The 26,600-nt window shown below is 51.1% G+C and carries 24 protein-coding genes; 19 read left to right on the top strand and 5 right to left on the bottom strand.

Annotated elements, in window-relative coordinates:
* Positions 1–169: 169 nt before the first annotated feature.
* Both C9J01_RS26155 and C9J01_RS26160 read right to left on the bottom strand, forming a co-directional pair.
* Entirely contained in the window at positions 170–475 is a 306-nt protein-coding gene (locus C9J01_RS26155) for a DUF3301 domain-containing protein (RefSeq protein ID WP_107301023.1), read from the bottom strand.
* A gap of 57 nt (positions 476–532) precedes the next feature.
* Entirely contained in the window at positions 533–1,576 is a 1,044-nt protein-coding gene (locus C9J01_RS26160; protein WP_170114938.1) for a DUF3549 family protein, read from the bottom strand.
* A gap of 192 nt (positions 1,577–1,768) precedes the next feature.
* On the opposite strand from C9J01_RS26160, the gene C9J01_RS26165 reads away from it, so the two are divergent.
* The 3 genes from C9J01_RS26165 (at position 1,769) to C9J01_RS26175 (ending at position 3,420) form a co-directional block, all read left to right on the top strand.
* Positions 1,769–2,089 (top strand): YqcC family protein, encoded by a 321-nt coding sequence (locus tag C9J01_RS26165; RefSeq protein ID WP_107301025.1) that lies wholly within the window; start codon positions 1,769–1,771, stop codon positions 2,087–2,089.
* A gap of 2 nt (positions 2,090–2,091) precedes the next feature.
* A complete protein-coding gene (truC, locus tag C9J01_RS26170; protein ID WP_107301026.1) occupies positions 2,092–2,835 on the top strand; it encodes a tRNA pseudouridine(65) synthase TruC in 744 nt (247 codons plus the stop codon).
* Positions 2,836–2,955: 120 nt separating this feature from the next.
* Positions 2,956–3,420, top strand: coding sequence for a flavodoxin (locus C9J01_RS26175; RefSeq protein WP_237157067.1), 465 nt, complete (start codon positions 2,956–2,958; stop codon positions 3,418–3,420).
* 102 nt (positions 3,421–3,522) lie between these two features.
* Here the strand turns inward: C9J01_RS26175 and C9J01_RS26180 are convergent, their stop codons facing one another.
* From C9J01_RS26180 to map, 3 genes are all read right to left on the bottom strand, one after another.
* Complete coding sequence (locus C9J01_RS26180; protein ID WP_107301027.1) at positions 3,523–3,903, bottom strand: DUF3461 family protein; 381 nt, start codon at positions 3,901–3,903, stop codon at positions 3,523–3,525.
* A gap of 124 nt (positions 3,904–4,027) precedes the next feature.
* Positions 4,028–6,601: a bifunctional uridylyltransferase/uridylyl-removing protein GlnD gene (gene glnD / locus C9J01_RS26185; RefSeq protein WP_419687893.1), complete on the bottom strand. Its 2,574-nt coding sequence runs from the start codon at positions 6,599–6,601 to the stop codon at positions 4,028–4,030.
* Positions 6,602–6,764: 163 nt separating this feature from the next.
* On the bottom strand, positions 6,765–7,640 hold the full coding sequence (map, locus tag C9J01_RS26190; RefSeq protein WP_107301029.1) for a type I methionyl aminopeptidase: 876 nt from the start codon (positions 7,638–7,640) through the stop codon (positions 6,765–6,767).
* 326 nt (positions 7,641–7,966) lie between these two features.
* On the opposite strand from map, the gene rpsB reads away from it, so the two are divergent.
* The 16 genes from rpsB (at position 7,967) to dnaE (ending at position 26,561) form a co-directional block, all read left to right on the top strand.
* A complete protein-coding gene (rpsB, locus tag C9J01_RS26195) occupies positions 7,967–8,695 on the top strand; it encodes a 30S ribosomal protein S2 (RefSeq protein ID WP_146157117.1) in 729 nt (242 codons plus the stop codon).
* Positions 8,696–8,809: 114 nt separating this feature from the next.
* Complete coding sequence (tsf, locus tag C9J01_RS26200) at positions 8,810–9,655, top strand: translation elongation factor Ts (RefSeq protein ID WP_107301031.1); 846 nt, start codon at positions 8,810–8,812, stop codon at positions 9,653–9,655.
* Positions 9,656–9,746: 91 nt separating this feature from the next.
* Positions 9,747–10,475, top strand: a complete 729-nt coding sequence (gene pyrH / locus C9J01_RS26205) for a UMP kinase (RefSeq protein WP_107301032.1) — start codon at positions 9,747–9,749, stop codon at positions 10,473–10,475.
* Positions 10,476–10,557: 82 nt separating this feature from the next.
* Complete coding sequence (frr, locus tag C9J01_RS26210) at positions 10,558–11,115, top strand: ribosome recycling factor (protein WP_107301033.1); 558 nt, start codon at positions 10,558–10,560, stop codon at positions 11,113–11,115.
* Positions 11,116–11,195: 80 nt separating this feature from the next.
* Positions 11,196–11,960, top strand: a complete 765-nt coding sequence (locus C9J01_RS26215) for an isoprenyl transferase (RefSeq protein WP_107301034.1) — start codon at positions 11,196–11,198, stop codon at positions 11,958–11,960.
* Positions 11,961–12,089: 129 nt separating this feature from the next.
* On the top strand, positions 12,090–12,953 hold the full coding sequence (locus tag C9J01_RS26220) for a phosphatidate cytidylyltransferase (RefSeq protein ID WP_201797871.1): 864 nt from the start codon (positions 12,090–12,092) through the stop codon (positions 12,951–12,953).
* Between the two features lie 112 nt (positions 12,954–13,065).
* Positions 13,066–14,262, top strand: a complete 1,197-nt coding sequence (gene ispC / locus C9J01_RS26225) for a 1-deoxy-D-xylulose-5-phosphate reductoisomerase (protein ID WP_107301066.1) — start codon at positions 13,066–13,068, stop codon at positions 14,260–14,262.
* Complete coding sequence (gene rseP / locus C9J01_RS26230; protein ID WP_107301036.1) at positions 14,259–15,611, top strand: sigma E protease regulator RseP; 1,353 nt, start codon at positions 14,259–14,261, stop codon at positions 15,609–15,611. The genes ispC and rseP overlap by 4 nt, the downstream gene beginning before the upstream one ends.
* Before the next feature lie 35 nt (positions 15,612–15,646).
* On the top strand, positions 15,647–18,052 hold the full coding sequence (bamA, locus tag C9J01_RS26235) for an outer membrane protein assembly factor BamA (protein WP_107301037.1): 2,406 nt from the start codon (positions 15,647–15,649) through the stop codon (positions 18,050–18,052).
* Between the two features lie 19 nt (positions 18,053–18,071).
* The gene (locus C9J01_RS26240) at positions 18,072–18,581 is read left to right on the top strand and encodes an OmpH family outer membrane protein (RefSeq protein ID WP_107301038.1); all 510 of its coding nucleotides are present in this window, start codon (positions 18,072–18,074) and stop codon (positions 18,579–18,581) included.
* A gap of 246 nt (positions 18,582–18,827) precedes the next feature.
* Positions 18,828–19,853 carry a UDP-3-O-(3-hydroxymyristoyl)glucosamine N-acyltransferase gene (gene lpxD / locus C9J01_RS26245; protein ID WP_107301039.1) on the top strand — a complete coding sequence of 342 codons (1,026 nt, stop codon included), beginning with the start codon at positions 18,828–18,830 and terminating at the stop codon, positions 19,851–19,853.
* A gap of 94 nt (positions 19,854–19,947) precedes the next feature.
* Entirely contained in the window at positions 19,948–20,400 is a 453-nt protein-coding gene (fabZ, locus tag C9J01_RS26250; RefSeq protein ID WP_039458239.1) for a 3-hydroxyacyl-ACP dehydratase FabZ, read from the top strand.
* Positions 20,400–21,188, top strand: coding sequence for an acyl-ACP--UDP-N-acetylglucosamine O-acyltransferase (lpxA, locus tag C9J01_RS26255; protein ID WP_107301040.1), 789 nt, complete (start codon positions 20,400–20,402; stop codon positions 21,186–21,188). Before fabZ ends, lpxA begins: the two co-directional genes overlap by 1 nt.
* A gap of 1 nt (position 21,189) precedes the next feature.
* Entirely contained in the window at positions 21,190–22,329 is a 1,140-nt protein-coding gene (gene lpxB / locus C9J01_RS26260; RefSeq protein WP_107301041.1) for a lipid-A-disaccharide synthase, read from the top strand.
* Position 22,330: 1 nt separating this feature from the next.
* Positions 22,331–22,936: a ribonuclease HII gene (rnhB, locus tag C9J01_RS26265; RefSeq protein ID WP_107301042.1), complete on the top strand. Its 606-nt coding sequence runs from the start codon at positions 22,331–22,333 to the stop codon at positions 22,934–22,936.
* A gap of 145 nt (positions 22,937–23,081) precedes the next feature.
* Positions 23,082–26,561 carry a DNA polymerase III subunit alpha gene (gene dnaE / locus C9J01_RS26270; RefSeq protein WP_107301043.1) on the top strand — a complete coding sequence of 1,160 codons (3,480 nt, stop codon included), beginning with the start codon at positions 23,082–23,084 and terminating at the stop codon, positions 26,559–26,561.
* The last annotated feature ends 39 nt before the right edge of the window (positions 26,562–26,600 follow it).

Below are 26,600 nucleotides of genomic sequence, written 5' to 3' on the forward strand. Positions count from 1 at the left end.
GAGTGTCGCAACTATATCGATGGCTATTACAATATAGTCAGAAGGCATGGGACTAATGGTGGACTGAGTCCCATGATGTACGAACTTGGAAACTAACCCCCGTGTCTACTTTACGGGGGTCATATCACTGCAGCACCCAGCACCCAGCACCCAGCACCCAGCACCCCATTTATTCCCCCGGCATCCTATGCGGTGGTACATGGATCGTCAGTGGGTGGAAGCCTTTCATGACGATATGCCCTTGGTAGGCATCTTGACCATCGGCAGAAAATTCAAATAGGTAGATAGTATGCCAGCCCCAGCGGCCGTTGCGATCCCGCAGGCGGTGCTCCCCCCTTGCAGTATTGAGCAGTTGTAGCCCTAGGTGCTCGCAGCGCTGGTTGATGAAATAGTTGGCTAGTTCAGTCTGTCGTCGTTGCTGCCAGAACAGGTAGCCAACAACAGCCATAAGTAAAATACCCAGCAGGTTTTCCATATCAAAATATCCTTTTTCTCTCCCCGGCAGGGTGAGCCGGGGAAAGGTTCTCTAGAATTACTGAGCGTTTCTGGCGTGTTGCTGGAGCTTGGTGATGGCATCGACTAGTGCCGGGTCAGCCTGGCCGTGAAGAACCTGCAGCATGATCCCGCGTAGCATTGGCAGCATAACCAAGTCGGCAAATAACTGGTTGAACAGTGCCTGTTCGCCGGCCTCGGCAAGGCGAAGTAGGAAGGTGGTGGCGACTTGGGTATCGGCCAAACCATTCCAGCATCGACCGGCAATAGCGACTAACACCTCTGGATGGCAAAGTTCGGGTTGGGCCAGTAATTTTTCCAACTGTTTACGAAGCAGCGGCGCTCCAGCGCCTGACAGGGCACGGATCAAAGCTGCAACTAAAAACAAATCCGGGGTGTCGACAGTGATTTCTTGTTCAAGGCGTTCGGCCAAGCGAGCAGCCAATGGCTCCGGCAGTTGGCAATGCTCAAGGCAGCCAAGCAAGGCATAGAAAGGCGTCAGTGGCAGGTTGTTGATGGCTTTTCGCAGCAACGTTGCGTTGTTTTCCTGCTTAATACGGGCACAGACATCGGCTAGGCCCTGCAGGCCAACCCCTTGCCATTTGTCCCAGCCTAGATCGCCTGTCAGGTAATACTGGGCATGCTCGTAGTATTGACTCGCAGGTAGCGCGAGTTGGCTTCGCAACTGGGCATGGAAAATAGCCATCTTGTCATCGCTTGGCTTGAAGGTATAAGGGTTAGCAGCCAGCTTTTCCTGCTCTTCTTCAGTCGGTGTGCTGTTGAGGGTTGCCCCCATGGCTTCGATAACATATTTAATGAAATCACCGACAGCGGCTTGTTTGAGTAGGCCGCGCTCATCTAGCGGTAGGCGCAGAAACCAAATCCACGGTGGATTGCCAGTCTGCCAGAATGAGATAGACAGATGGGCATGCTGCTGCAGCGGCCATGGATAAGGCTGGCGGTTTTCTTCCACTGCCTTGAATTGCTCGACGTCGATCTCATTGACCCGGCGGCCAAGATCGAAAATCTTGTACTGGCAGCCAGCGTTGTCTAGGAGTTGGGTAAGGGTATGAAAATTATCCATTGGCAGTCTCAGTGCTCCTCAATCAAGGACAACGAGTATATACCAAACCCCATTGTGGTGCAGTTGCGATGACAATTTCTCGCTCGGCATCCACGAGGGTTACCTTGGGCTAGCGCTTGGGAGGTGGTATCCTTCGCCACCTTAATCCAGACAATCCTTAATTTCGAAGATAATCATTGTAGAGGTCCCGTGATGGATAAAGCCCGTCATTGCCAACAGTTATTGGAAAAGCTCGCCACGGTATTGCAAGAGAATGATTATTGGGAGGCCGAGCAACCTTCTATTGAGGCGCTCAGCAGTAGTCAGCCATTTGCCATTGATACCCTTCGCTGCGAGCAATGGCTTCAGTGGATTTTTATTCCCAAGCTCAGCCATATGATCGCTATGAATATGGCATTGCCTGCCGCCTTTGAAATTTCCCCCTATGTCGAGGAAGCGATGAAAGACGCCAAGGGCCTACCGGCTATCTTGGCGGTGACCCGTGAACTTGACCAATTATTTAAGAGTAAGTAGTGATGGAACTCGAGATCCTTTATCGCGATGAATATCTGGTTGCTGTCAACAAGCCTGCAGGTATGTTGGTGCATCGTTCTTGGCTTGACCGCCATGAAACCGTGTTTGTGATGCAGACCCTTCGTGATCAAATCGGTCAGCACGTGTTCCCACTGCACCGACTAGATAGGCCAACATCCGGGGTACTGTTGTTTGCCTTATCGAGTGAAACCGCGTCGTTGATGATGCCGATGTTCGCTGGGCGTGATGTGAAAAAGACCTACCATGCTGTGGTTCGAGGGTGGGTCAAGGAAGCGGCGGTACTCGATTACCCGCTCAAAGAAGAGTTGGATAAAATTGCTGATAAAGATGCCAATCAAGATAAAGAAGCCCAGTCTGCAGTCACCGCCTATGCGCCGTTAGCCAAAGTGGAAACAGATATCCCGGTTGGCCGCTATGCGACTAGTCGCTATACCTTGGTTGAGATGAAGCCAGAAACTGGACGCAAGCACCAACTCCGCCGCCATATGCACCATCTGAGCCACCATATTATCGGTGATGTGAACCACGGTGATGGCCGCCATAATAGGATGTTCCGTGACAATTACGACTGCCGCCGCTTGATGCTGCATGCTTCGCGCCTGCAGCTCCAGCATCCGCTGACTGGCGAAATGCTCGATATTCGTGCCGGTGTAGACGAGGCATGGATGCGGGTGATGGACGCCTTTGATTGGGCTCCGGCTTTGATGATGCCTGATGCTTCGTAACTTCTGCGACCAGTAACTTCAGCGCTTTGTAATGCCAGATAGCTAATAAACTTGCATCTAACCTCTTCAAAGACCACAGTTAATATTATCGAGTAGTTTGGGCACAAAGGATGGTGTTGGATGATGGCGAAAATAGGTGTGTTTGTCGGCTCGGTGTTCGGCGGGGCTGAAGAGGTTGCCCAAGAGGTAGAGCGCTATTTGGTTGAGGCGGGCCATCAGGTTGAGCTCTTTCTCGAGCCAACTTTGGATGAGTTTCTTGGGTACCAGCAGGATCTGGCGCTGGTGGTCTCGTCCACAACCGGTCAGGGAGAGATCCCCGATAACTTACTGCCTCTCTATCAGGCGCTTAATGATACTTTCCCTTTGATGCCCCAACTGCGCTACGGGGTCATTTCTCTGGGTGATTCCAGTTATGGTGAAGATCGCTTCTGTGGCGGTGGGCGGCAGTTTGATGAGTTGCTGCTCCAACTTCAAGCGAAGCCACTGGCTGAGCGGTTGGACGTCGATGCCTGTGTCAATTTTGATGCACTGGAAGTGGCGATGCCTTGGCTAGAAGGATGGGCCAAACAGGCTGATGCAGTCTAAGGTTCCAACGCCAACCCGCGAGAAATAGCGGGTTGGAACGGTATCACGGTCTGACACTTTCTGGCTTAATCTTCTATGAAAACCAGCAGAAGGTAGGGGCGATCACTTTAGCTTTTCTAGATCCGCCTCGATCTCGGCGATCTTATGGCTTACCACTTGCTCTAAGTGGCGTAAATCGCTAAGGATCTTTTTCTTGATATCGACTTCACTATGCTTTTTGTTAGTGATGCCATCGAGCTCATCGATGATAAAGGTCAGGGTGCGGTTGATTTCGGTAACTTCTTTGTACTCCCGGCTACCACTGTTCACCATCACTGACTTGCGCTGGCGGGGAAATTTAAACTTCACACTCTTGGCGAACAACTCTCCCTTCTGCTTGGCAAAGTAGATTTTTAAAATGTCATGGGCGGCTTCCTGCCGCAGGCTGTAGCGTTCAATGGTGTCTGGCTTTTCGACGCCGATGGCGGTGAGGTTTGGGTACATACTGGCCTCGTGTTTCTATTGTTATGTATAGGGTTAGGCGTTGTTATTGGTCTCAATTAACGGGATATTCCCAGCGGCTTGATAACGACGGGCCAGACTCGCTGGCCCTCCGTTTGGCTTGTAACTATTTCTTTTCTAGCCGCTCTATCAGTGCATCCCTCAGCTGCACTTGTTGCTCTTCGCTGAGTTGCTCACCGTCCTGGTTAGTCACGATAAAGAAGTCTTCAGCTCGCTCGCCGATAGTGGTGATTTTGGCTGCCTGCAGGCTGATCCCCTGGCGGGCAAACACCGAGCCCACACGGGCTAGCAGGCCTGGCATGTCCAACGCCACCAATTCCATCATGGTCTTCTTACCCGATTTTGTTGGTAAGAAATCAACCTTGGTTTTGACGTTGAAGTGCTGAAGTTTGTACGGCGGCCGCTTTTTCTTGCGATCGGACTTCATGTGAGTCAGGGCGTTGACTAGGGCTCGACGAACGGTCTGGTGGCGGTTTTCTCCCAGTGCTTTGCCGGTCGGGTCGAGCACCATGAAGGTATCAAGGGCAAAGCCGTCTTTGCTGGTCATGACCTGGGCATCGTGGACACTGAGGTTTTTCTTGTCTAGCTCTGACACCACAATGGCAAACAGCTTAGGTTTGTCCTGACAGTATACGAAGACTTCAGTACCGCCACGGGTTGGTTTTTGGCTTATCAAGATCAGTGGCTTGCTGTGATCCTCATGCTTGAGGATAGCTTCTGCATGCCAGGCGATTTGTTTGTGGGTATGACGCAGGAAGTAGTCGGCCTTGAAACGCTGCCAAAGCACTTCAATATCACGTGGAGCGAAGCCTTCGCTACGCAGCAGGGCTGATGCCATCTGTTGGTTGTGGCGGATCCGCTCGCGGATATCCGGTGGGTTTTCCAGCCCGCGGCGCAGGGCTTTCTGGGTCGAGTAGTACAACTCAGCCAGTAGAGTCCGCTTCCAGCTATTCCATAGCTCTTGGTTGGTAGCGCAGATATCTGCCACGGTTAAGCAGATCAGGTGATCGAGCCGCTCCTCGTCGCGTACTTCCTTGGCAAACTCGGTGATGACCTCAGGATCGTAGATATCGCGGCGCTGGGCAGTCACTGACATTAGCAGGTGCTGGTTGACCAACCATTTGACCAGATTGGCCTCGGGTTTGGACAGGCCGTGCTGGATACAGAACTCGTAGGCATCGACACCACCGAGCTCGGAATGATCGCCGCCCCGACCCTTGGCAATATCATGGAAAATGGCAGCCAGTAACAGGAGCTCTTTCTTGGTGACACGCGGGTAGACCTCACAGCAGATCGGGTGCCGGTCGCGGTTGGCCGGATCACTGAATTTGTTGATGTTCTTGAGTAGCCGGACAGTGTGCTCGTCAACGGTATAGACATGGAACAGATCAAATTGCATCTGGCCGACGATCTGGCTCCATTGCGGCAGGTAAGCAGAGAGGACACCATGGCGGTGCATCAGTTTAAATGCTCGTAGCAAGCAGTTGGGCTGGCGGACCAGTTCCATGAATTTGTCTCTGGCTGCCGGGATCTCTATCAGGAAGCGGTTGAGCCGGCGTCTTGCCGTACGCAGTTGGCGCAGGGTAGGGGCTGCAATCCCCTCAATCTGCGAGTTGCGGGCAATATGCAGGAACATATCGAGGATAGTCTCAGGCCGGGCTTGGAATAGCGCCGGCTTGGTCGCCTCTATCAAGTGGCCACGTAGCTGGAAGTCTTCATCGAGCACGACCGGCTCCTGGGCGCTTCCCTTGTTGAGGATCGCTTGGTCAAATAGCTGTAATAGCATTTTGTTGAGCTCGGCGACACGACGAAGGGTGCGGTAGAAGTCCTTCATCATCATTTCTACCCCACGATTACCTTCGCCTTGGTAGCCAAGTAGTTCAGCGACGGAGGCTTGGTGGCCGAAGGTCAGGCGGTTGTCGTAGCGGCGCAGCTCGCAATGAAGGGCAAAACGGATCCGCCATAGCGAGTCCTGGCATTCGACCAGTTCGCGGTATTCGGCATCAGTCAAAAAGCCAAATCGGCTCATTTCCAACAGGCTGGTGGCACCGAAATGGCGGCGGGCTACCCAGCTTAGGGTATGGATATCGCGCAGGCCGCCCGGGCTGGATTTGATATCCGGCTCAAGGTTGTAAGTGGTATCGTGATAACGGGCATGGCGAGTTTTCTGCTCATCCAGCTTGGCTTGGTAGAACTGTTCACTGGGCCAGAAACTGCCATCGTTCAAGCGCTCTTCTAGCTGCTGGTAGGTCTCTTGATTACCGCACAACCAGCGCGATTCTTGCAAGTTGGTGGCGACGGTCAGGTCGTCCTGGCCGATGTTGATGCACTCATCGATGGTACGCACGCTGTGGCCGACATCAAGCTTGAGATCCCATAGCAGGGTGAGGAAGGCACTGACGGTATTACCGGTGTTATCGTCAATAGGATCCTGACTCAAGATCAGGATGTCGACATCTGAGAGTGGGTGCAATTCACCACGGCCATAGCCGCCGACAGCTATCAAGGCCAGGGTTGGGTGATCGGCTAAGCCAAAATGTTGCCACAACCGCTCGAGCAGGTGGTCGATGTAGCGGGAGCGGGCTTCGACCAAATTGGTTACCGGGCTATGGGCCAGAAACTGGGCTTTCTGGTTGTCGGTAAACTGGTCGAGCTCTAGGCGTAGTTGCTCTGGCGCCATCGGGTCGAGCTGTTCGGTCTCTGGGTGAGAAATAGGATCTGTCATTGCCGTCCATGCATAGTCAATACTCTTGATATAACCCTATCATGGTCGGGACTGATAGCAATAAAAAAGCCGACCTAAAGGTCGGCTCAGCAGTTGATTAAGTCATGCTAGGCATGGCTTAGTTGTTCATTAGGCGTGGGATGGTGTCATCACCGCGTAGGGTCAGCACTTCACAACCTGTCTCTGTTACCACGATGGTGTGTTCGTACTGGGCTGACTTCTTGCCGTCACCAGTGTATACCGTCCAGTCATCCTGGGCATCTACGGTACAGCCGAACTTACCAGCATTGATCATCGGCTCGATAGTGAAACACATACCCGCTTTCAGTACGGTACGGTCACCGTTGCGGTAGTGGACTACCTGCGGTTCTTCATGGAACTCGCTGCCAATACCGTGGCCACAGAAATCCTTAACAATAGAATACTTGTTCAGTGGATTCTTCTTGTTATTGTCTTTGATGAATTTCTCAATTGCCGTGCCGATATCACCAACGCGGGCACCAGGCTTCACTTTACGCATGCCGACGTACAGCGCTTCCTGAGTCACGCGGCAAAGGCGCTTGTCTGCAGGGGAGACGTCACCGACCAGGAACATTTTTGATGTATCGCCGTGGTAGCCTTCAGGGCGTACGCTCAAGTCGGCATTTTCATCGTTCGGGACGATAACCGTGATATCAACGTTGATGATGTCGCCGTTCTTCAAAACAGCAGGCTTCATCTGGCCGTTGCTACCCATCTCATCCTGGCTTGCAGGGATGCCATGGCACACGATGTGGTTGATAGACGTACAGATAGATTTCGGAAAACCGTGGTAATCAAGCGGAGCCGAGTAGGCGCCTTTTTCCAACGCATAATCATGACAGATTTGGTTTAGTTCATCCGTCGTCACACCTTCTTTGATGTGAGGTTCGATCATTTCTAGCACGTCAGCGGCCAAACGGCCGGCAACGCGCATTTTTTCGATCTCTTCAGCCGTTTTGATCTTGATGCTCATTCAATCTTCTCTGTTTGATTGTTACTTCTTCTTTACATGGTAACAGTGAGGGGGCTGGATGGAAACCAAGATTCGGTACAATCGCTGAATTGAAGAGATTGGTGCTGGATTTTGGTTGCGAAAATATGGTATAAAGCGCGCCGTGATCGGGTAATTGGATTTCGATTCATTTACGCCGATTGCACTAAACTTTTATTAATCACTCACACATATCGGCACATCTTCCGGGGTGCCCAGCAGTTTTTCGCGAAGCTGTAACGCCTAAGGCGTTGTCTGGGTCGGTAAGATGGGATATGTGGACGCCTAACCCCATAGAGGAATATTCAATGGCAACTGTATCAATGCGCGACATGCTTAAGGCTGGTGTTCACTTCGGTCACCAAACTCGTTACTGGAACCCTAAGATGAAGCCGTTCATCTTCGGTGCTCGTAACAAGGTGCACATCATCAACCTTGAGAAAACTGTACCAATGTTCAACGACGCTCTAGCAGAAATCAACAAGATTGCTGCTCGCAAGGGTAAGATCCTTTTCGTTGGTACTAAGCGTGCAGCCAGCGAATCTATCAAAGAAGCTGCAGTTAACTGTGACCAGTACTACGTAAACAACCGTTGGTTGGGTGGTATGCTGACTAACTGGAAAACTGTTCGTCAGTCAATCAAGCGTCTAAAAGATCTTGAAACTCAGTCTACAGACGGTACTTTCGACAAGCTAACCAAGAAAGAAGCGCTAATGCGTACTCGTGAAATGGAGAAGCTTGAGAAGTCTCTAGGCGGTATCAAGAACATGGGCGGCCTACCAGACGCTATGTTCGTAATCGATGCTGATCACGAGCACATTGCAATCAAAGAAGCGAACAACCTGGGTATCCCAGTATTTGCAGTAGTAGATACTAACTCTAACCCAGACGGCGTTGACTTCGTTGTTCCAGGTAACGATGACGCAATCCGTTCTATCCAGCTTTACACTGGTGCTGTTGCTCAGACTGTTACTGAAGGCCGCAACCAAGACATCGTTGCTCAAGCTGAGCAAGACGGTTTCGTAGAAGCTGAATAATAGCCGCGCTCCTTTGAGCATCTTAAGTTACCTTGTGTAAACTAAGAATGGTTACCAGGGGCCGATCATGGCCCCTGATTTTTACACCAAGTATTCAAAACTGAGGATATAACAATGGCAACAGTTACAGCTGCCCTAGTTAAAGAACTGCGTGAACGTACTGGCGCAGGCATGATGGAATGTAAAAAAGCGCTTGTTGAAGCTAACGCTGACATTGAGCTAGCGATCGAAAACATGCGTAAGAGCGGCGCTGCTAAAGCTGCTAAGAAAGCAGGTAACGTTGCTGCTGAAGGTACAATCCTAATCAAAGACGCGAACGGTGTTGCAGCTCTTCTTGAAGTTAACTGCCAGACTGACTTCGTTGCTAAAGATGCAAGCTTCCTAGCTTTTGCTAACGAAGTACTAGACGTTGCTCTAGCTGAGCGCCTAGACGTTGCAGCTCTTCAGGCTAAGTTCGAAGAAACTCGCGTAGCGCTAGTTGCTAAGATCGGTGAGAACATCTCTATCCGTCGCGTTGAGTTCATCGAAGGCGAGAACATCGCTTCTTACCGTCACGGCGACCGCATCGGTGTTGTTGTAGCTGGTAACGGCGACGCAGAAACTCTGAAGCACATCGCTATGCACGTAGCGGCTTCTAAGCCTGAGTTCGTGAACCCAGAAGACGTACCTGCAGACGTTGTTGAAAAAGAGCGTCAGGTTCAGGTTGAAATCGCGATGAACGAAGGCAAGCCAGCTGAAATCGCAGAGAAGATGGTTGTTGGCCGCATGAAGAAATTCACAGGCGAAATCTCTCTAACTGGTCAGCCATTCATCATGGAACCTAAGAAGTCTGTTGGCGAAATCCTTAAAGAGAAAGGCGCTACAGTTTCTAACTTCATCCGCCTAGAAGTTGGTGAAGGTATCGAGAAAGCTCAAGAAATGAGCTTCGCTGAAGAAGTAGCAGCAGTACAGAAGGGTTAATCCTTCTTGCTAAGAACTCCAAAGACCGTAGCCTAGGCTGCGGTCTTTTTACAACTCCGTATCTATATTTGTAAGCCTGGAAGGTAAACTAATGACCACGAATCCTAAACCGACTTATCAACGTATTCTGCTCAAACTCAGTGGGGAAGCACTGCAGGGCGAGGAAGGTTTTGGTATTGATGCACAAGTTCTTGACCGCATGGCTCAGGAAATCAAAGAACTGATTGAACTAGGTGTACAAGTTGGCCTTGTTATCGGTGGTGGTAACCTGTTCCGTGGTGCAGGCCTAGCTGAAGCAGGTATGAACCGAGTTGTGGGCGATCACATGGGTATGCTTGCAACCGTGATGAACGGTTTGGCAATGCGTGATGCGCTACACCGTGCCTATGTGAACGCTCGAGTAATGTCAGCAATTCCTTTGAACGGCGTTTGTGACAACTACAACTGGGCTGATGCGATTAGCCAACTTCGCCAAGGCCGCGTAGTCATCTTCTCTGCTGGTACTGGTAACCCGTTCTTCACTACTGACTCAGCAGCATGCCTACGTGGTATCGAAATCGAAGCTGATGTGGTACTGAAAGCAACAAAAGTTGACGGTGTGTTCACAGATGACCCAGTTAAGAACCCAGATGCGGTTCTTTGTGATAAGCTAAGCTATCAAGATGTTCTTGAGAAAGAACTGAAAGTGATGGATTTGGCCGCATTTACGCTTGCTCGCGACCACAGCATGCCAATTCGCGTGTTCAACATGAACAAACCTGGTTCCCTACGCCGTGTGGTAATGGGTGAGCAGGAAGGTACGTTGATCTCTAACGACTAAGTCTTGCGAGTAAGTGACGCCACTTATTCTTTTCGGGAGCGCCTAGGCTCCCGTCTTTACCGAATCATTAAGGGTATTAATCGTGATTGATGCAATTAAACAAGATGCGCAAGAGCGCATGGGCAAAAGCGTTGAAGCGCTGAAAAACCAGCTGGCTAAAGTTCGTACTGGCCGTGCACACCCAAGCCTACTAGATACTATCTACGTAGAGTACTACGGTGCAAACACTCCGCTTAAGCAATTGGCTAACGTTGTTGCTGAAGACTCTCGTACACTGGCAATCACAGTGTTCGACAAAGAGCTGACGCAAAAAGTTGAAAAAGCGATCATGATGTCTGACCTTGGCCTAAACCCAATGTCTGCAGGTACTGTGATCCGCGTTCCATTGCCACCGCTAACAGAAGAGCGTCGTCGTGATCTGGTTAAGATCGTTCGCGCTGAAGCTGAGCAGGGCCGTGTTGCTGTTCGTAACATCCGCCGTGACGCAAACGCAGACGTTAAAGCACTGCTAAAAGACAAAGAAATCTCTGAAGATGACGACCGTCGCGCTCAGGACGATATCCAGAAGCTGACTGATGCAGCGGTTAAGGACATCGAAGTGATCCTAGAAGCGAAAGAAAAAGAGCTAATGGAAGTTTAAGGCTTAGCCTTAAGTTCGATTGCTTGATATGGTTTAGGGCGCTGTGCGTGCAGCACAGCGCTTTTTTTTGAGGGAGATGTATGGCAGAGCATACAATCGATACTGCACTTGGTACTGACAGCTTGCCAAAGCACGTTGCCGTGATCATGGACGGCAATGGACGCTGGGCAAAAGCCAAGGGCAAGCCTCGAGTGTTTGGCCATAAGGCCGGCGTTGAAGCCGTACGTAAGACTGTCTCGACCGCACGTCGACTGGGGATCCAGTGTGTCACTCTGTTTGCATTTAGCAGCGAGAACTGGCGCCGGCCCGAAGACGAAGTCTCTTTGCTGATGGAATTATTCATGACTGTACTCAGTCGTGAAGTGAAGCGCCTACACAAGAACAATATTCGCTTGCGAATCATCGGTGATACCCACCGGTTCAGCGAGCGCTTGCAGAAAAAAATCGCAGATGCAGAAGCATTGACCGCCGACAATACCGGCTTGGTGCTGAACGTGGCAGCTAATTACGGCGGCCAATGGGATATTTTACATGCTGCAAAGCAACTTGTTCAGCAGGCTGCTGAGCAAGGACTCACAGAATCAGATATCACTGAAGAAATGTTGGCTTCAGGATTATCCACAGCAGGCCTACCCGATGTCGATCTCCTGATCCGTACCAGCGGTGAGTGCCGAATCAGTAATTTCATGCTGTGGCAAACGGCTTACGCCGAACTTTACTTTACCGAGCAGCACTGGCCAGATTTCGATGAAGAGAGCTTTGCTGAGGCTGTTGCGTGGTTTGTTAACCGGGAACGCCGTTTTGGTTGTACTGGTGAGCAAATCCAAGCGTTAATGGATAAGTAACTTTTCGCTCGTCGGCGCTGACAGGATTATGTATTTTATAGGGCATCTGGCTATGGTCTCGATGCCTTTTTTACTGGTAATTGGATTACCCGAAACACCGTTGCCGTTGGGCACGGTCACAATAGAAAAATGAGAGGACGCAGTTTGCTTAAGCAACGTATTATTACCGCAGTCATTCTCGCTCCCTTAGTTATCGCAGGAATTTTCCTTTTGCCTTTTCCTGCTTTCATTGCAGCCCTTGCGGCTATTACCCTGCTGGGTTTCTGGGAGTGGACACAATTTGTTGAAACAAAATCGCGTCTAGCGGCGATGGCTCTTCCGGTTGCGGCCATGGTGGCTTCGCTGGTGGTTATGCCAACCGATGTCGAGACGCTGGCCTCACTGGCCGCATCTCACCAGTCGATGCTGCTGATTGGCGGCCTATGGTGGATTGTTGCCTCGGCATTGGCCATTAGCTACCCGGGTAGTACCAAGTTCTGGTCTTCGGCCCCTCCTCTAAAGCACCTCTTTGGCTTGCTGACCTTGCTACCTTTCTTCTGGAGCGTGTTAATGCTCCGCGCGGTAAATTACCTTGAGAACCCATATCATGGCGCCAAACTGGTGATGCTGGTGTGTTTCTTGGTATGGGCTGCCGATACCGGTGCGTATTTCTCTGGCAAGCGTTTTGGTAAACACAAGATGGCCCCGGCCGTTAGCCCGAACAAGACAATTGAAGGCTTGATTGGTGGCGCGGTACTGGCTGTCGCGGTAACTTGGGGCGGTGCGGCGTTGATGGGGATCCCATTTACGAGCGTGTCTAGCTTGTTATTGATTGCAGTGATCACTGTCGTCGCTTCTGTACTGGGTGACTTGGTCGAGAGTATGTTCAAGCGCGTCTCTGGTATCAAAGACAGCGGTAATATCCTACCAGGCCATGGTGGTATTCTTGACCGTATTGATAGCCTGACAGCTGCCCTTCCTGTTTTTGCCCTACTGTATTTATGGTTGGTGTAAGCCAACTTTCTATTTCATGCCGGTAGTGTGAGTCATTACTTACTTGTTTGCTACCGGCTTGAGTGCCATGCTCAATTGGCCAGTCAATGATTGTTTGTTGTTAAGTGATAGTATGCGTAAGTTAACGATTCTTGGTGCGACGGGATCTATAGGGAGCAGCACTTTGGCTGTTGCTGCACAGAATCCCGAGTTGTTTGACGTTGTAGCCCTCGCTGCGGGTAGCAATAGCCAGAAAATGTTTGAGCTGTGCTGCCAATGGCAGCCCAAGTACGCGGCAATGGCCTCGGAAAGTGCGGCTGAGCAATTGCGCATACAGCTCAAACAGCATGGCGTGGCAACCGAAGTGTTGGCCGGTGAAGCCGGAATGTGCCAGGTCGCGTCGCTTGATGAAATTGATACCGTGATGGCGGCGATTGTCGGTGCAGCGGGTTTGCTGCCTACTATGGCTGGGGTTAAGGCTGGCAAGCGTATTTTGCTGGCAAACAAAGAAGCCCTGGTGATGTCTGGGCAAATGTTTATCGATGCCTGCCGTGAATACGGCGCTGAGTTGTTGCCGGTAGACAGCGAACACAATGCCATCTTCCAGAGCTTGCCAGAGCAAGTTCAGCGCGCGATGGGGTATTGTGACCTTGATGCAGCAGGGGTGAGCAAAATCTTACTGACTGGTTCAGGTGGCCCGTTCCGTTATACCGATGTGAGTGAGTTGGCTGCAGTGACGCCGGCGATGGCGATTGCCCACCCGAATTGGTCGATGGGGCCGAAAATTTCTGTCGACTCAGCCACTATGATGAACAAGGGCTTGGAGTTCATCGAGGCCCGCTGGTTGTTTAATGCCTCGCGTGAGCAGATGGATGTGATTATTCACCCGCAATCTGTTATCCATTCTATGGTGCAGTACAAAGATGGCTCAGTGCTGGCCCAAATGGGGTTACCTGATATGAGAACCCCGATTGCTTGTGCAATGTCCTATCCTGAAAGAGTGGATGCAGGTGTTGCGCCGCTGGATTTCAGCCAGGTTGGTGAATTTACCTTCCTCAAGCCGGACTTTGCTCGCTACCCATGCCTGAAGTTGGCGATGGACGCTTGCTTTAGCGGCCAAGCGGCGACCACAGCGCTTAATGCGGCCAATGAAGAGGCCGTCGCGGCATTTTTGGATAATCGCTTGGGCTTTACCGATATTGCCAAGGTGAACAGCCAGGTATTGGAGTCTGCCTCACTGGTTGAACCAACCGACTTGGAAAGCGTTATTGAGCTAGATAGAATGACCCGGGTCTTGGCACAGGAAGTAATACGTAAGGTATCGTTATGACAGGAATATTGTGGAACCTAGGCGCATTTCTACTCGCCCTCGGCATATTGATTGCCGTACACGAATACGGGCACTTCTGGGTTGCACGCCGTTGCGGGGTTTATGTCGAGAAGTTCTCTATTGGCTTTGGTAAGGCCCTTTGGCGCAAAGTGGGTAAAGATGGCACTGAATATACCTTGGCGATGATCCCTTTAGGGGGCTATGTCAAAATGCTCGACGAGCGAGTTGAGCCGGTCGATTCAGATCGCCGCCATATGGCGTTCAACAATAAAAAGCTATGGCAACGCAGTGCCATTGTGGCTGCTGGCCCATTAGCTAACTTCTTGTTTGCTATCGTTGCTTACTGGGTTGTTTATCTGATTGGGGTTCCGGCTGTGAAGCCGGTGATTGGTGAAATCGCACCACAATCGATTGCTGCTGAGGCAGGAATTGAAAGTGGAATGGAACTAAAGACCATTTCAGGAATCAAAACCGCAGATTGGGAATCCGTTAATATGGCGATGATTTCCCATATTGGCGACAAAGAAATGGTGTTGACTGTTACCGAACCTGGTAACAGTTACGAAATCGAGAAGCAACTCGATTTGTCGAGCTGGTCGTTTGATCCGGAAAGTGAGCGCGTGCTTACTACATTGGGGATCACGCCATACTCGCCTAAAATTACTCTGGTCATTTCACAACTTGTGGAAGATGGAGCAGCAATCTCCGCCGGTTTGCGCTTAAATGACGAAATTATTGCAATCGACGGGGAAAGCGTGACCGACTGGCAGCAGGTTGTTGATGCGGTACGCTCTCATCCTCAGCAGGCGCTGGCGATGGAAGTGCTACGTGACGGTGAGCCTGTCGCATTGACGTTGACGCCAGGGTCGCAGGAGTCCGGCAGTGAGCTTGTCGGCTACGCAGGGTTTGCGCCGAAAGTAGAACCATGGCCTGAATCGTACCGCATTGATTTGCAGTATGGACCGATTGAGGCGGTAGGTAAGGCTGCTGAAAAGACTTGGCAGCTCGTCACATTGACCTTTGATATGGTGACCAAATTGGTGACCGGCGATGTGGCAATGAAAAATTTGAGTGGCCCGATCTCGATTGCCAAAGGTGCCGGAATGACCGCCGATTACGGTGTGGTATATTTCTTGGGATTCTTAGCCTTGATCAGTGTCAATCTGGGGATTGTGAATCTGTTACCGCTTCCGGTATTGGATGGTGGACATTTGATGTTTTTTGCCATCGAAGCGGTAACACGTCGTCCTGTTTCTGAACGTGTTCAGGATATAGGCTATAGAGTGGGCTCAGCCATTTTGGTTGCATTAATGGCTGTTGCGCTATTCAATGATTTTACCCGCCTTTAATAAGAGCGTTTTAGCAAGGAATAATCAGAACAGTAATGGCGATGAAAAAACTGTTGGTCGCAACACTATTGCTTGGCAGTAGTGTTGCGCAGAGTGCGGAACAATTTGTAGTAGACGATATCCGCTTTGAGGGCCTCCAGCGTGTGACGCTCGGTGCCGCATTGCTCCAGATGCCGGTAAGGGTTGGTGACAATGTCGATGAGGGTGATATTTCCGAGATGATCCAGGCGCTATTTGCGTCGGGCAACTTCGAAGATATCCAAGTTTTCCGTGATGGGAATACCTTATTGGTTCAGGTTCAGGAGCGCCCGACGATTGCCAGTATTACCTTCTCTGGCAACAAGGCGATCAAGGAAGAGCAGCTGACGGAAAACCTGGATGCCTCCCGCATCCGTGTCGGTGAATCGCTCGACCGTACCACCCTGAGCAAAATTGAAAAAGGGCTGGAAGACTTCTACTACAGCGTTGGTAAGTATAACGCGACAGTGCAGGCGGTTGTGACGCCGCTGCCGCGTAACCGTGCTGACTTGAAGTTCGTGTTCACCGAAGGGGTATCGGCTGAAATCCAGCAGATCAACTTCATCGGTAACGATGTATTTAGCGATGAGGAACTGCGCGGTAAATTCAAGCTTCAGTCTGAAGTATCGTGGTGGAACTTCTTTGCTGACAAGAAATACCAGAAGCAGGTGCTGGCAGGGGACTTGGAGACTTTGCGCTCAATGTACCTCAACAATGGTTACCTAAAATACCGACTTGATTCGACTCAAGTTGCAATCTCTCCTGATAAGAAAGGGGTATACATCACCCTGAAGGTTGACGAGGGCGAGCAGTATAAAATCAAGAACGTACAATTGCGTGGCGATTTGCTAGGCAAGAGTGCAGAGCTGGAATCTCTGGTTGCTATTGAAGGTGGCGACGTCTACAACGGCGCTGAAGTGACGGCTTTGGAAGAGTCGTTAAAGCGCAAGCTTGGCGAACTCGGTTATGCCTACCCACAGGTCAACACCATTCCTGACTTTGACGATGACACCCAAGAAGTCGCATTGATTGTCAATGTTGAACCAGGTAAGCGTATCTATGTCCGTAACATTGGTTTCTCGGGCAACACCTCAACTAAAGATGAAGTTTTGCGCCGTGAAATGCGCCAGATGGAAGGTAGTTGGTTGAACTCCCGTTCGGTAGAGCGTGGTAAAGAGCGTTTGAGCCGTACCGGTTTCTTCGAAACGGTTGATGTCCAAACTGTCCGTGTTCCGGGCACTGACGATCAGGTTGATCTGCAGTACAGTGTCAAAGAGGCCAATGCCGGTAACATCAACTTTGGTGTCGGCTACGGTACTGAATCAGGGATCAGTTTCCAGGCAGGTATCCAGCAGGATAACTTCCTAGGTACCGGTAATCGTTTTGGTATCAATGCGATGATGAACGATTACCAGAAAAACGTCAGCTTAGAGTACCGTGATCCGTACTTTACCCTCGATGGTATTAGTTTGGGCGGCAAGGTGTACTACAACGAGTTCGAGGCATCCGATGCCAACATCTCTGACTATACCAACCAGAGCTACGGTGCCAGCCTGACCTGGGGTTTCCCATTTGATGAACTGAACTTCTTCGAATTTGGTTTGGGCTACGATCACAACAAGATTTCCAATACTCAGGAATACGTCCAGATTGAGAAGTTCAAGTTAATCCATGGCTTCAACACTGGCGATAATGTTATCGAACTGGACGACTTCAACTGGTCGGTATCTTGGACCCGAAATAACCTTAACCGAGGTTACTTCCCAACCGCCGGTAACCACCAGCGTGCGACATTCCGCATGACGATTCCTGGCTCGGATGCCCAGTATTTCAAAGCTCAGTATGATGTACGCCAGTACTTCCCGCTGACTGAAGACCACGGCTACAGCCTATTGCTCCGTGGCCGGGTAGGTTACGGTAATGGTTATGGTACAACGGATAATGGCAGTGACCAGCTGTTGCCGTTCTACGAAAACTACTATGCCGGTGGTTTCTCGACCTTGCGTGGCTTCCGTTCTAACACGGTAGGCCCTAAAGCGATCTATGTGAATCCAGGCAACGGTAACAATAATACTTACGTTGGTTCAGACGATGCAGCCGGTGGTAACGCCGTTGCGCTGGCCAGTATGGAGCTGATCGTCCCGACGCCATTCGCGTCCGATGAGGTCCGCAACCAAATTCGTACCAGTGTGTTTGTCGACGCCGGTACGGTGTGGGATACGGAATATGATGTGCCAAGCAGCGCGGAAGGCAAGTATATTAATGATTATTCCGATCCGTCGTTGATCCGTGCGTCTTATGGTGCAGCCCTGCAGTGGATGTCGCCAATGGGACCGCTCGTATTCTCGGTTGCTAAGCCAATCAAGAAATACGAGGGTGATGATGAAGAATTCTTCACCTTCACGATTGGTCGAACATTCTAAATATTTGAGGAGATACCCTTTGAAACAGTGGATGAAAGCGGCTGGCCTTAGCCTTGTGATTCTATCGTCGTCATTTTATGCCCAAGCCGCAGAAGCCGCACAAAAGGTGGGTTATGTGGCAACGGGTCAAGCAATGGCGCAGTTGGCTCAGCGTTACAATGTGTCTGAAAAGCTACGTAACGAGTTCAAAGATCGTATCGATGAACTACGTGGCATCGAAGGCCGCATGAAGACCAAAGTTGACAAAATGAAGCGTGATGGCGAGCTGATGAGCTCAAGCGAGAAAACTAAGCTACAGCGCGAAATGCAGGCATTGGAGTCTAACTACAAGCTGAAGGCGCAAGCCCTGCAGGAAGATCAGCGTCGCCGTGGCGCAGAGGAAGAGCAGAAGTTGGTTCAGAAGCTGCGCACTGCGATTCAAGATGTGGCTAAGCGTGAAGGCTACGATCTAGTTGTTGATGCTAACGCGGTACTGTACGCAAGCCCGAGTGACGATCTGTCTTCGAAAGTGATTTCTGCCGTTAAGTAAGCTTGCCTTAACATCTCAGAAACTCTTCATATAAGTCGAAAGCATGGGGGATACTTTGGTAAACTTCATCTTTCGACTTGTTTTATTTTGGGCGGTTAGCCCCTAGCATACTGGTCTTACCAAGTGGAATGATATTCTGGGTCAACATAGGCGTCTCAATAATGGGGTCTGTCTGTTGAACAAGATAGAATTACCGGTTGGTATTAGGTATGCCAACACAGAATTAGAAAATATATAAGGTATCGAATGGCTGGAATGACTCTTGCTGATATAGCAGCTAAGCTGGGTGCTGAACTTCGTGGTGATGGCACAGTAGTTATCGAATCTATTGCAGGGATGGCAACGGCCAAAGAAGGCCAGATTACTTTCCTGTCTAGCAGTAAATACCGTAAGCAACTGGCAGAATGCCAAGCGGCAGCAGTGATGCTCAAAGAGGCTGATGCTGAAGGCTTTGAAGGTAACGCCTTGCTAATGGCAGACCCTTACTTGGGGTATGCAAAAGTGGCCCAACTATTGGATACCACTCCTGCTGCAGCGTCTGACATAGCGCCTTCTGCCTATGTTGACCCAACCGCTCAGCTTGGTGAGAACGTTTCTATTGGCCACAATGCCGTAATTGAGGCTGGCGCGCAGATTGGTGATAACGCCCAAATCGGTGCGGGATGCTTTATCGGCAAGAATGCCCAGATTGGTGCGGGCACCAAACTATGGGCTAACGTGACTATTTACCACAGCGTAGTGCTTGGCGAGCAGTGCCTAGTCCAATCGAGCACTGTGATTGGTGCAGACGGCTTTGGCTATGCCAACGACAAAGGCGAATGGGTGAAAATCCCACAGCTGGGCAGCGTTCGTATTGGCAACCGCGTTGAAATTGGTGCGTGTACGACTATTGACCGTGGCGCGTTGGATGACACTATCATCGAAGATAACGTGATTATCGATAACCAGATGCAAATCGCCCACAACGTGCAGATCGGATATGGTACGGCTATGGCTGGTGGTACCATTGTTGCCGGCAGTACCAAAATTGGTAAATACTGCATTATCGGTGGTGCATCGGTACTCAATGGCCATATTGAAATCGCCGACGGCGTGACCATTACCGGTATGGGTATGGTAATGCGCAGCATTGAAGAGAAGGGGATGTATTCATCGGGTATCCCACTTCAGCCGAATAAAGAATGGCGTAAGACAGCCGCTCGTACGATGAAGATCGACGACATGAACAAACGTCTTAAGGCTGTTGAAAAGCAACTGGAGAAAGGCGAATAAGCGCCTACCAGGAACCGTCTTCGCGGCCAAGTAAACTGGCCGCTTTGCTTTTCGGGCAAACCGCATTTTTAATTTTTTATACAGGAATTCAGTTTTGACTAGCGAAAATAAAACGCTGAATATTACAGAGATTCAAGAGCTTCTTCCGCACCGTTACCCGTTTTTGATGATTGATCGCGTAACCCATTACGAAGAAGGTAAAACCCTAACAGGTATCAAAAATGTATCTGTTAACGAGCCTCAGTTTACTGGCCACTTTCCAAAAATGCCGGTCTTCCCTGGTGTGATGATCCTTGAAGCGATGGCTCAGGCAACAGGCCTGCTGGCATTCAAAACATTTGGTGCGCCGGCTGAAAATGAGCTGTACTACTTTGCTAGCGTTGATAACGGTAAATTCCGCAAACCGGTTGTACCGGGTGACCAGTTGGTTATCGAGGTGGAATTCCTGAAGGAGCGCCGCGGTATTGCTATGTTTAATGGTGTAGCGAAAGTTGATGGCGAAGTGGTTTGTTCAGCAGAGCTGAAATGTGCAAGACGAGAGTTTTAATGATCCACGAAACTGCGCAGATTCACCCATCGGCGGTGATTGAAGAAGGCGTTAAGATTGGCGCCAATGTTACGGTTGGCCCGTTTACCTATATCGGCAAAGATGTCGAGATTGGTGACGGCAACGAGATCATGTCGCATGTTGTGATCAAGGGGCCAACCAAGATCGGTAATGATAACCGTATCTTCCCGTATGCCATTGTCGGCGAAGAGTGCCAGGACAAGAAGTACAACGGTGAACCGACTCGCTTGGAAATCGGTGATCGCAATGTGATCCGCGAAAGCGTCCAGATCCACCGTGGCACCATCCAGGACAAAGGTGTGACCATCGTAGGTAATGATAACCTGCTGTGCGTTAATGCCCATATTGCCCATGATGTTGTGGTTGGTAACCACACTCACATTGGCAATAACTCTATCCTAGGTGGCCACGTGACCGTTGCTGACCATGCTGGTGTCATGGCGCTATCTGCGATCCACCCATTCTGTACGGTTGGTGCCTTCAGCTATGTTGGCGGTTGTTCGGCAGTGGTTCAAGATGTGCCGCCATACGTATTGGCACAGGGTAACCACGCGACACCTTACGGTTTGAACTTGGTTGGCTTGCAACGTAATGGCTTTGAGAAGAAAGAGCTTCATGCCCTGCGTCGCGCCTACAAAGAAATTTACCGTTCAGGTAAAACCATGGAAGAAGTGAAGCCGGTATTGGCTGAGATGGCCGAAGAATGGCCGTCTGTTGGCTTGTTCCTGGATGCGCTGATCAACACCGAACGCGGAATTATTCGTTAACATGACGAAGCCACTTCGAATAGGAATTGTCGCCGGGGAAATCTCCGGCGATATTTTAGGTGCCGGCTTTATGCAGGCGGTGCGAGAACAGTATCCGGATGCCGAGTTTGTCGGTATAGCCGGGCCTCGGATGCAGGCCGAAGGCTGCGAGACACTGTTTGATATGGAAGAGCTGGCGGTGATGGGCATTGTCGAAGTGCTCGGTCGCCTGCCAAGGCTGTTCAAGGTCAAGGCTGAGCTGGTCAAGTATTTCACCGACAACCCGCCGGATGTCTTTGTCGGCATCGATGCGCCGGACTTCAACTTACGGCTGGAACGTAACCTCAAAGATGCCGGGATCAAAACCGTGCATTACGTCAGCCCGTCCGTATGGGCCTGGCGCCAGAAGCGGATCTTCAAAATCGAAGCGGCGACCAACCTGGTGCTAGCCTTCCTGCCGTTCGAGAAAGCCTTCTACGACAAGTTCAACGTTCCGTGCGAGTTTATCGGCCATACGATGGCCGATGCGATCCCGATGGAGACCGATCAGGCTGCTGCGCGCGAGTTACTAGGGCTTGAGCAGGACAAACGCTGGCTGGCGGTATTGCCGGGTAGCCGTGGCGGCGAAATGGAGCTACTGGCTCCGCCGTTTATCGAAACCTGCAAGCTACTCAAGGCGCAGCACCCGGATCTCGGGTTTGTGGTTGCGCTGGTTAACCAGAAGCGCCGGGCCCAGTTTGAACAAGCATGGCGTGAAACGGCACCTGAACTCGATTTCGTGCTGGTCGACGATACGGCGCGCAATGTCATGATTGCCTCTGATGCGGTATTGCTGGCATCTGGCACCGTGGCACTGGAGTGTATGCTGGTCAAACGGCCGATGGTGGTGGGTTATAAGGTTAAGCCGCTAACCGCATGGCTGGCCAAGAAAATGCTTAAAACCAAGTATGTGTCGTTGGCCAATATTTTGGCTGATCGCGAATTGGTGCCGGAATTGCTGCAAGATGACTGCACCCCAGAAAACTTGGCTGCAGAGGTAAACCGATTCCTCGACGCTGACAATACCGAACTGATGGCTGAATTTAACCGGCTGCACCAGCTGATCAAGTGTAACGCTGATCAGAAAGCGGCTGCCGCAGTCCTGCAACTAATTGATAAGTAACATGAGCAAAGAACTAGAACCGTTTGAGTATCCGGTAGCAACCTGCATTGCCGGCGTTGATGAAGTGGGCCGTGGCCCGCTGGTAGGCGCGGTGGTGACTGCAGCGGTAATTTTGGATCCGGCCAACCCAATCGAGGGGCTGACGGATTCAAAGAAATTGACTGAGAAGAAGCGCAACCTGCTGTTTGATGAAATCAAGGAAAAGGCGTTGGCTTGGTCATTGGGCCGCTGTGAGCCGGAAGAGATTGACCAACTCAATATCCTGCAGGCAACCATGGTGGCCATGCAGCGTGCGGTTGCCGGGCTTTCTGTCCAGCCTGACTTTGTGTTGGTCGACGGAAACCGTATTCCTGAGTTGCCGATGGCTGCACAAGCAGTGGTGAAGGGTGACCTGCGGGTTGCCGAGATCAGCGCTGCTTCTATTTTGGCGAAGGTAACCCGCGACCGCGAAATGGAAGTGCTGGATGCTGAATATCCGCAATATGGCTTTGCCAAGCATAAGGGCTATCCGACCAAGGCGCATTTCGAGGCTTTGGCTGAGCATGGCGCTATCGAGCAGCACCGCAAAAGCTTCAAGCCGGTCAAGCGTATTCTTGGCCTGGACTGAAGGCGGTTATAATCCTGCCAACCCGCGGGCTTTTGCATCCCTTTAAATCCTGCAGTGTCAAAAGATGGTGATTAGAGTCAACAGCCATGGTGCTTTGGGCTATAATCACCTTCTTGTTTTTTGAACAACTCTATTCTGGTTAGTCATGGCTGAACCTCGTTTTATTCATCTCCGTGTCCACAGTGACTTCTCTATGGTTGACGGCTTGTCCAAAGTACCGCCGCTGGTGAAAACCGTGGCTGGCATGGGCATGCCCGCAATGGCGCTGACGGACTACACCAACCTGTGTGGCTTGGTGAAATTCTACTTTGCTGCCCATGGTGCCGGTATGAAGCCGATCATCGGGGCGGACTTTAAAGTGATGTCTGAAGAGATGGGGGAGGAACTGTGTGATCTGACCGTGCTGGCTAGTGACAACGACGGCTACCAGAATCTGACCATGTTGATCTCCAAAGCCTATCAGCGTGGCCATGTCCAGCACCTTCCTGTCATCGACAAGGAATGGCTGGTGGAGCACAAGAAAGGATTGATCCTGCTCTCGGGCGGTAAAAGCGGTGATGTCGGCAAGGCGTTGCTCAAGGGTAACCAGCAATTGGTCAGCAAATGTGTTGAGTTTTATCAGACGCATTTTGCGGATGCTTACTACCTTGAGCTGGTCCGAACGGGTCGCCCTGATGAAGAAGCCTACCTGCATTTCGCCATTGAATTGGCAGAGCAAGCTGAACTGCCTGTAGTGGCAACCAACGACGTACGTTTCCTGACGCCGGATCAATTCGATGCCCACGAAATCCGCGTGGCTATCCATGATGGTTACACCTTGGCCGATCCTAACCGGCCGAAGCTATACAGTGAACAACAATACCTGCGCAGCGAAGAAGAGATGTGCGAGCTGTTTGCTGATATCCCGGAAGCACTGGAAAACAGTGTCGAGATCGCCAAACGCTGTAACGTGACCGTCCGCCTCGGTGAATACTTCCTGCCTAACTTCCCGACTGGGGAGATGACCATTGAAGACTTCCTGATCAAGGAGTCGCAAGAGGGCCTGGAACGCCGACTAAAATTCTTGTTCCCGGATGAGAAAGAACGTGCCGAGCGTCGTCCTGAATATGACGAGCGCCTCGATGTTGAACTCAAAGTAATCAACCAGATGGGCTTCCCGGGTTACTTCCTGATCGTAATGGAGTTCATCCAGTGGTCGAAGGACAACGGGGTACCGGTTGGACCGGGCCGTGGTTCGGGTGCGGGCTCGCTAGTGGCCTATGCACTGGATATCACCGATCTTGATCCGCTGGAATTCGACTTGCTATTCGAACGTTTCCTTAACCCGGAACGTGTCTCGATGCCCGATTTCGATATCGACTTCTGTATGGATAAGCGTGATCAGGTTATTGATCACGTTGCCGAGATGTATGGCCGGGATGCGGTATCTCAGATCATCACTTTCGGTACTATGGCGGCAAAGGCGGTTATCCGTGACGTAGGCCGTGTACTCGGTCACCCATATGGTTTCGTTGACCGAATCTCCAAGTTGGTACCGGCAGAGCCGGGTATGACGCTGGCCAAGGCTTTCGAGGCCGAACCGCAACTGCCGCAGGTGTATGAAGCCGACGAGGAAGTCAAAGATCTGATCGATATGTGTCGCATCCTCGAAGGTGTGACGCGAAATGCCGGTAAGCACGCCGGTGGTGTTGTTATCTCGCCAACCACAATCACTGACTTCGCACCGTTGTATTGTGATGCGGAAGGGGCCAACCCGGTTACCCAGTTCGATAAGAATGACGTGGAAACCGCGGGCCTGGTTAAGTTCGACTTTTTGGGTCTGCGTACCCTGACCATCATTGACTGGGCGCTGGGGATGATCAACCCGCGTCTTGAAGCGCAGGGCAAGGAGCCGGTTAACATCGCGGCGATCCCGATGGACGATGCCAAGTCGTTTGCCATGCTGCAGCGCTCGGAATCCACTGCGGTATTCCAGCTTGAATCGCGCGGGATGAAAGATCTGATCAAGCGTCTCCAGCCCGACTGTTTCGAAGATATGATCGCACTGGTAGCCCTGTTCCGTCCGGGTCCACTGCAATCGGGCATGGTAGATAACTTCATCGACCGTAAGCACGGGCGCGAGGAAGTATCCTACCCGGATGCGACTTGGCAGCACGAGTCACTGAAAGACATTCTTGAACCAACCTACGGCATCATCCTCTATCAGGAGCAGGTGATGCAGATCGCCCAGGTCCTGTCTGGCTACACCCTGGGTGGCGCGGACATGCTCCGCCGTGCAATGGGTAAGAAAAAGCCGGAAGAGATGGCCAAGCAGCGTGCCACCTTCGAAGAAGGAGCGGTGAAGAACGGCATTGACGGCGAGTTGGCGATGAAGATCTTCGACTTGGTAGAGAAGTTCGCCGGCTATGGTTTTAACAAATCCCACTCCGCTGCTTATGCATTGGTTTCCTACCAGACATTGTGGCTGAAAGCCCACTATCCGGCTGAATTTATGGCGGCGGTAATGACCGCCGATATGGATAACACCGATAAGATCGTCGGCCTGGTAGATGAGTGCCACCGGATGAAGCTTGAGCTTCTGCCGCCGGATGTGAACAAGGGCCTATACCGTTTTAACGTTGATGACAACGGTGCCATTGTCTACGGTATCGGTGCGGTGAAAGGGGTGGGTGAAGGCCCAATCGAAAATATTATTGCCGCACGCGAGAAGGGCGGCCACTTTAAGGACCTGTTTGACTTCTGTGCCCGTATTGACACTAAAAAGGTCAACAAACGGGTACTTGAGAAGCTGATTAAGTCCGGCGCAATGGACCGGCTAGGCCCGAACCGTGCCGCTATGATGGCAACGTTGGATGATGCTATCCGTGCTGCGAGCCAACACCATCAGGCCGAAGCCTTTGGTCAGGCAGATATGTTCGGGGTACTGACAGCTGCACCGGAAGAGGTTGAGCACGCTTATGCCAACATTCCTGAGTGGCCAGATAAAGTCTGGCTGGAAGGGGAGCGCGAGACACTTGGGCTTTACCTGACCGGGCACCCAATCAATGCGTATGTGCCGGAACTCAAGCACTATACGACTTGGCGTCTAAAAGATGCCCAACCAACAGGGCGGGACAAAGTTGTCACCGTCGCAGGATTGGTTATTGGCGCCCGAGTGATGACAACCAAGCGTGGTTCACGGATTGGTATTCTTTCCCTCGATGACCGTAGTGGCCGCATGGAAGTGATGTTGTTCTCAGATGCGCTAGAACGACACTTGGATTTGATTGAAAAAGATAGAATTTTGGTCGTTTCCGGACAGGTCAGCTTTGATGATTTCAATGGCGGCCTTAAAATGTCGGCCCGGGAAGTGCTAGATATCTCAGATGCGAGAGAAAAGCACCTACGCGGCCTTGCCATCTCGCTTACAGAGAGGCAAATTGATGAACAGTTTTTTGAACGTTTCAGCAAAGTGCTGGAACCGCACCGTGCAGGTACCGTACCTGTCAACGTGTACTATCAGCGCTCGAATGCCCGCGCTAAATTGACTCTGGGAACAGAGTGGCGTGTAACCCCGGCAGATCAACTAATCTCTGATCTCAAAATTTTGCTGGGTGATAAGCAGGTTGAGCTTGAGTTTAATTAAAATAGCCCATAGTTATCTGTTATAGATACCCAGAATTAT

Source organism: Photobacterium rosenbergii (genome assembly GCF_003026455.1).
In the GTDB taxonomy this organism is placed as follows: Bacteria; Pseudomonadota; Gammaproteobacteria; order Enterobacterales; family Vibrionaceae; genus Photobacterium; species Photobacterium rosenbergii.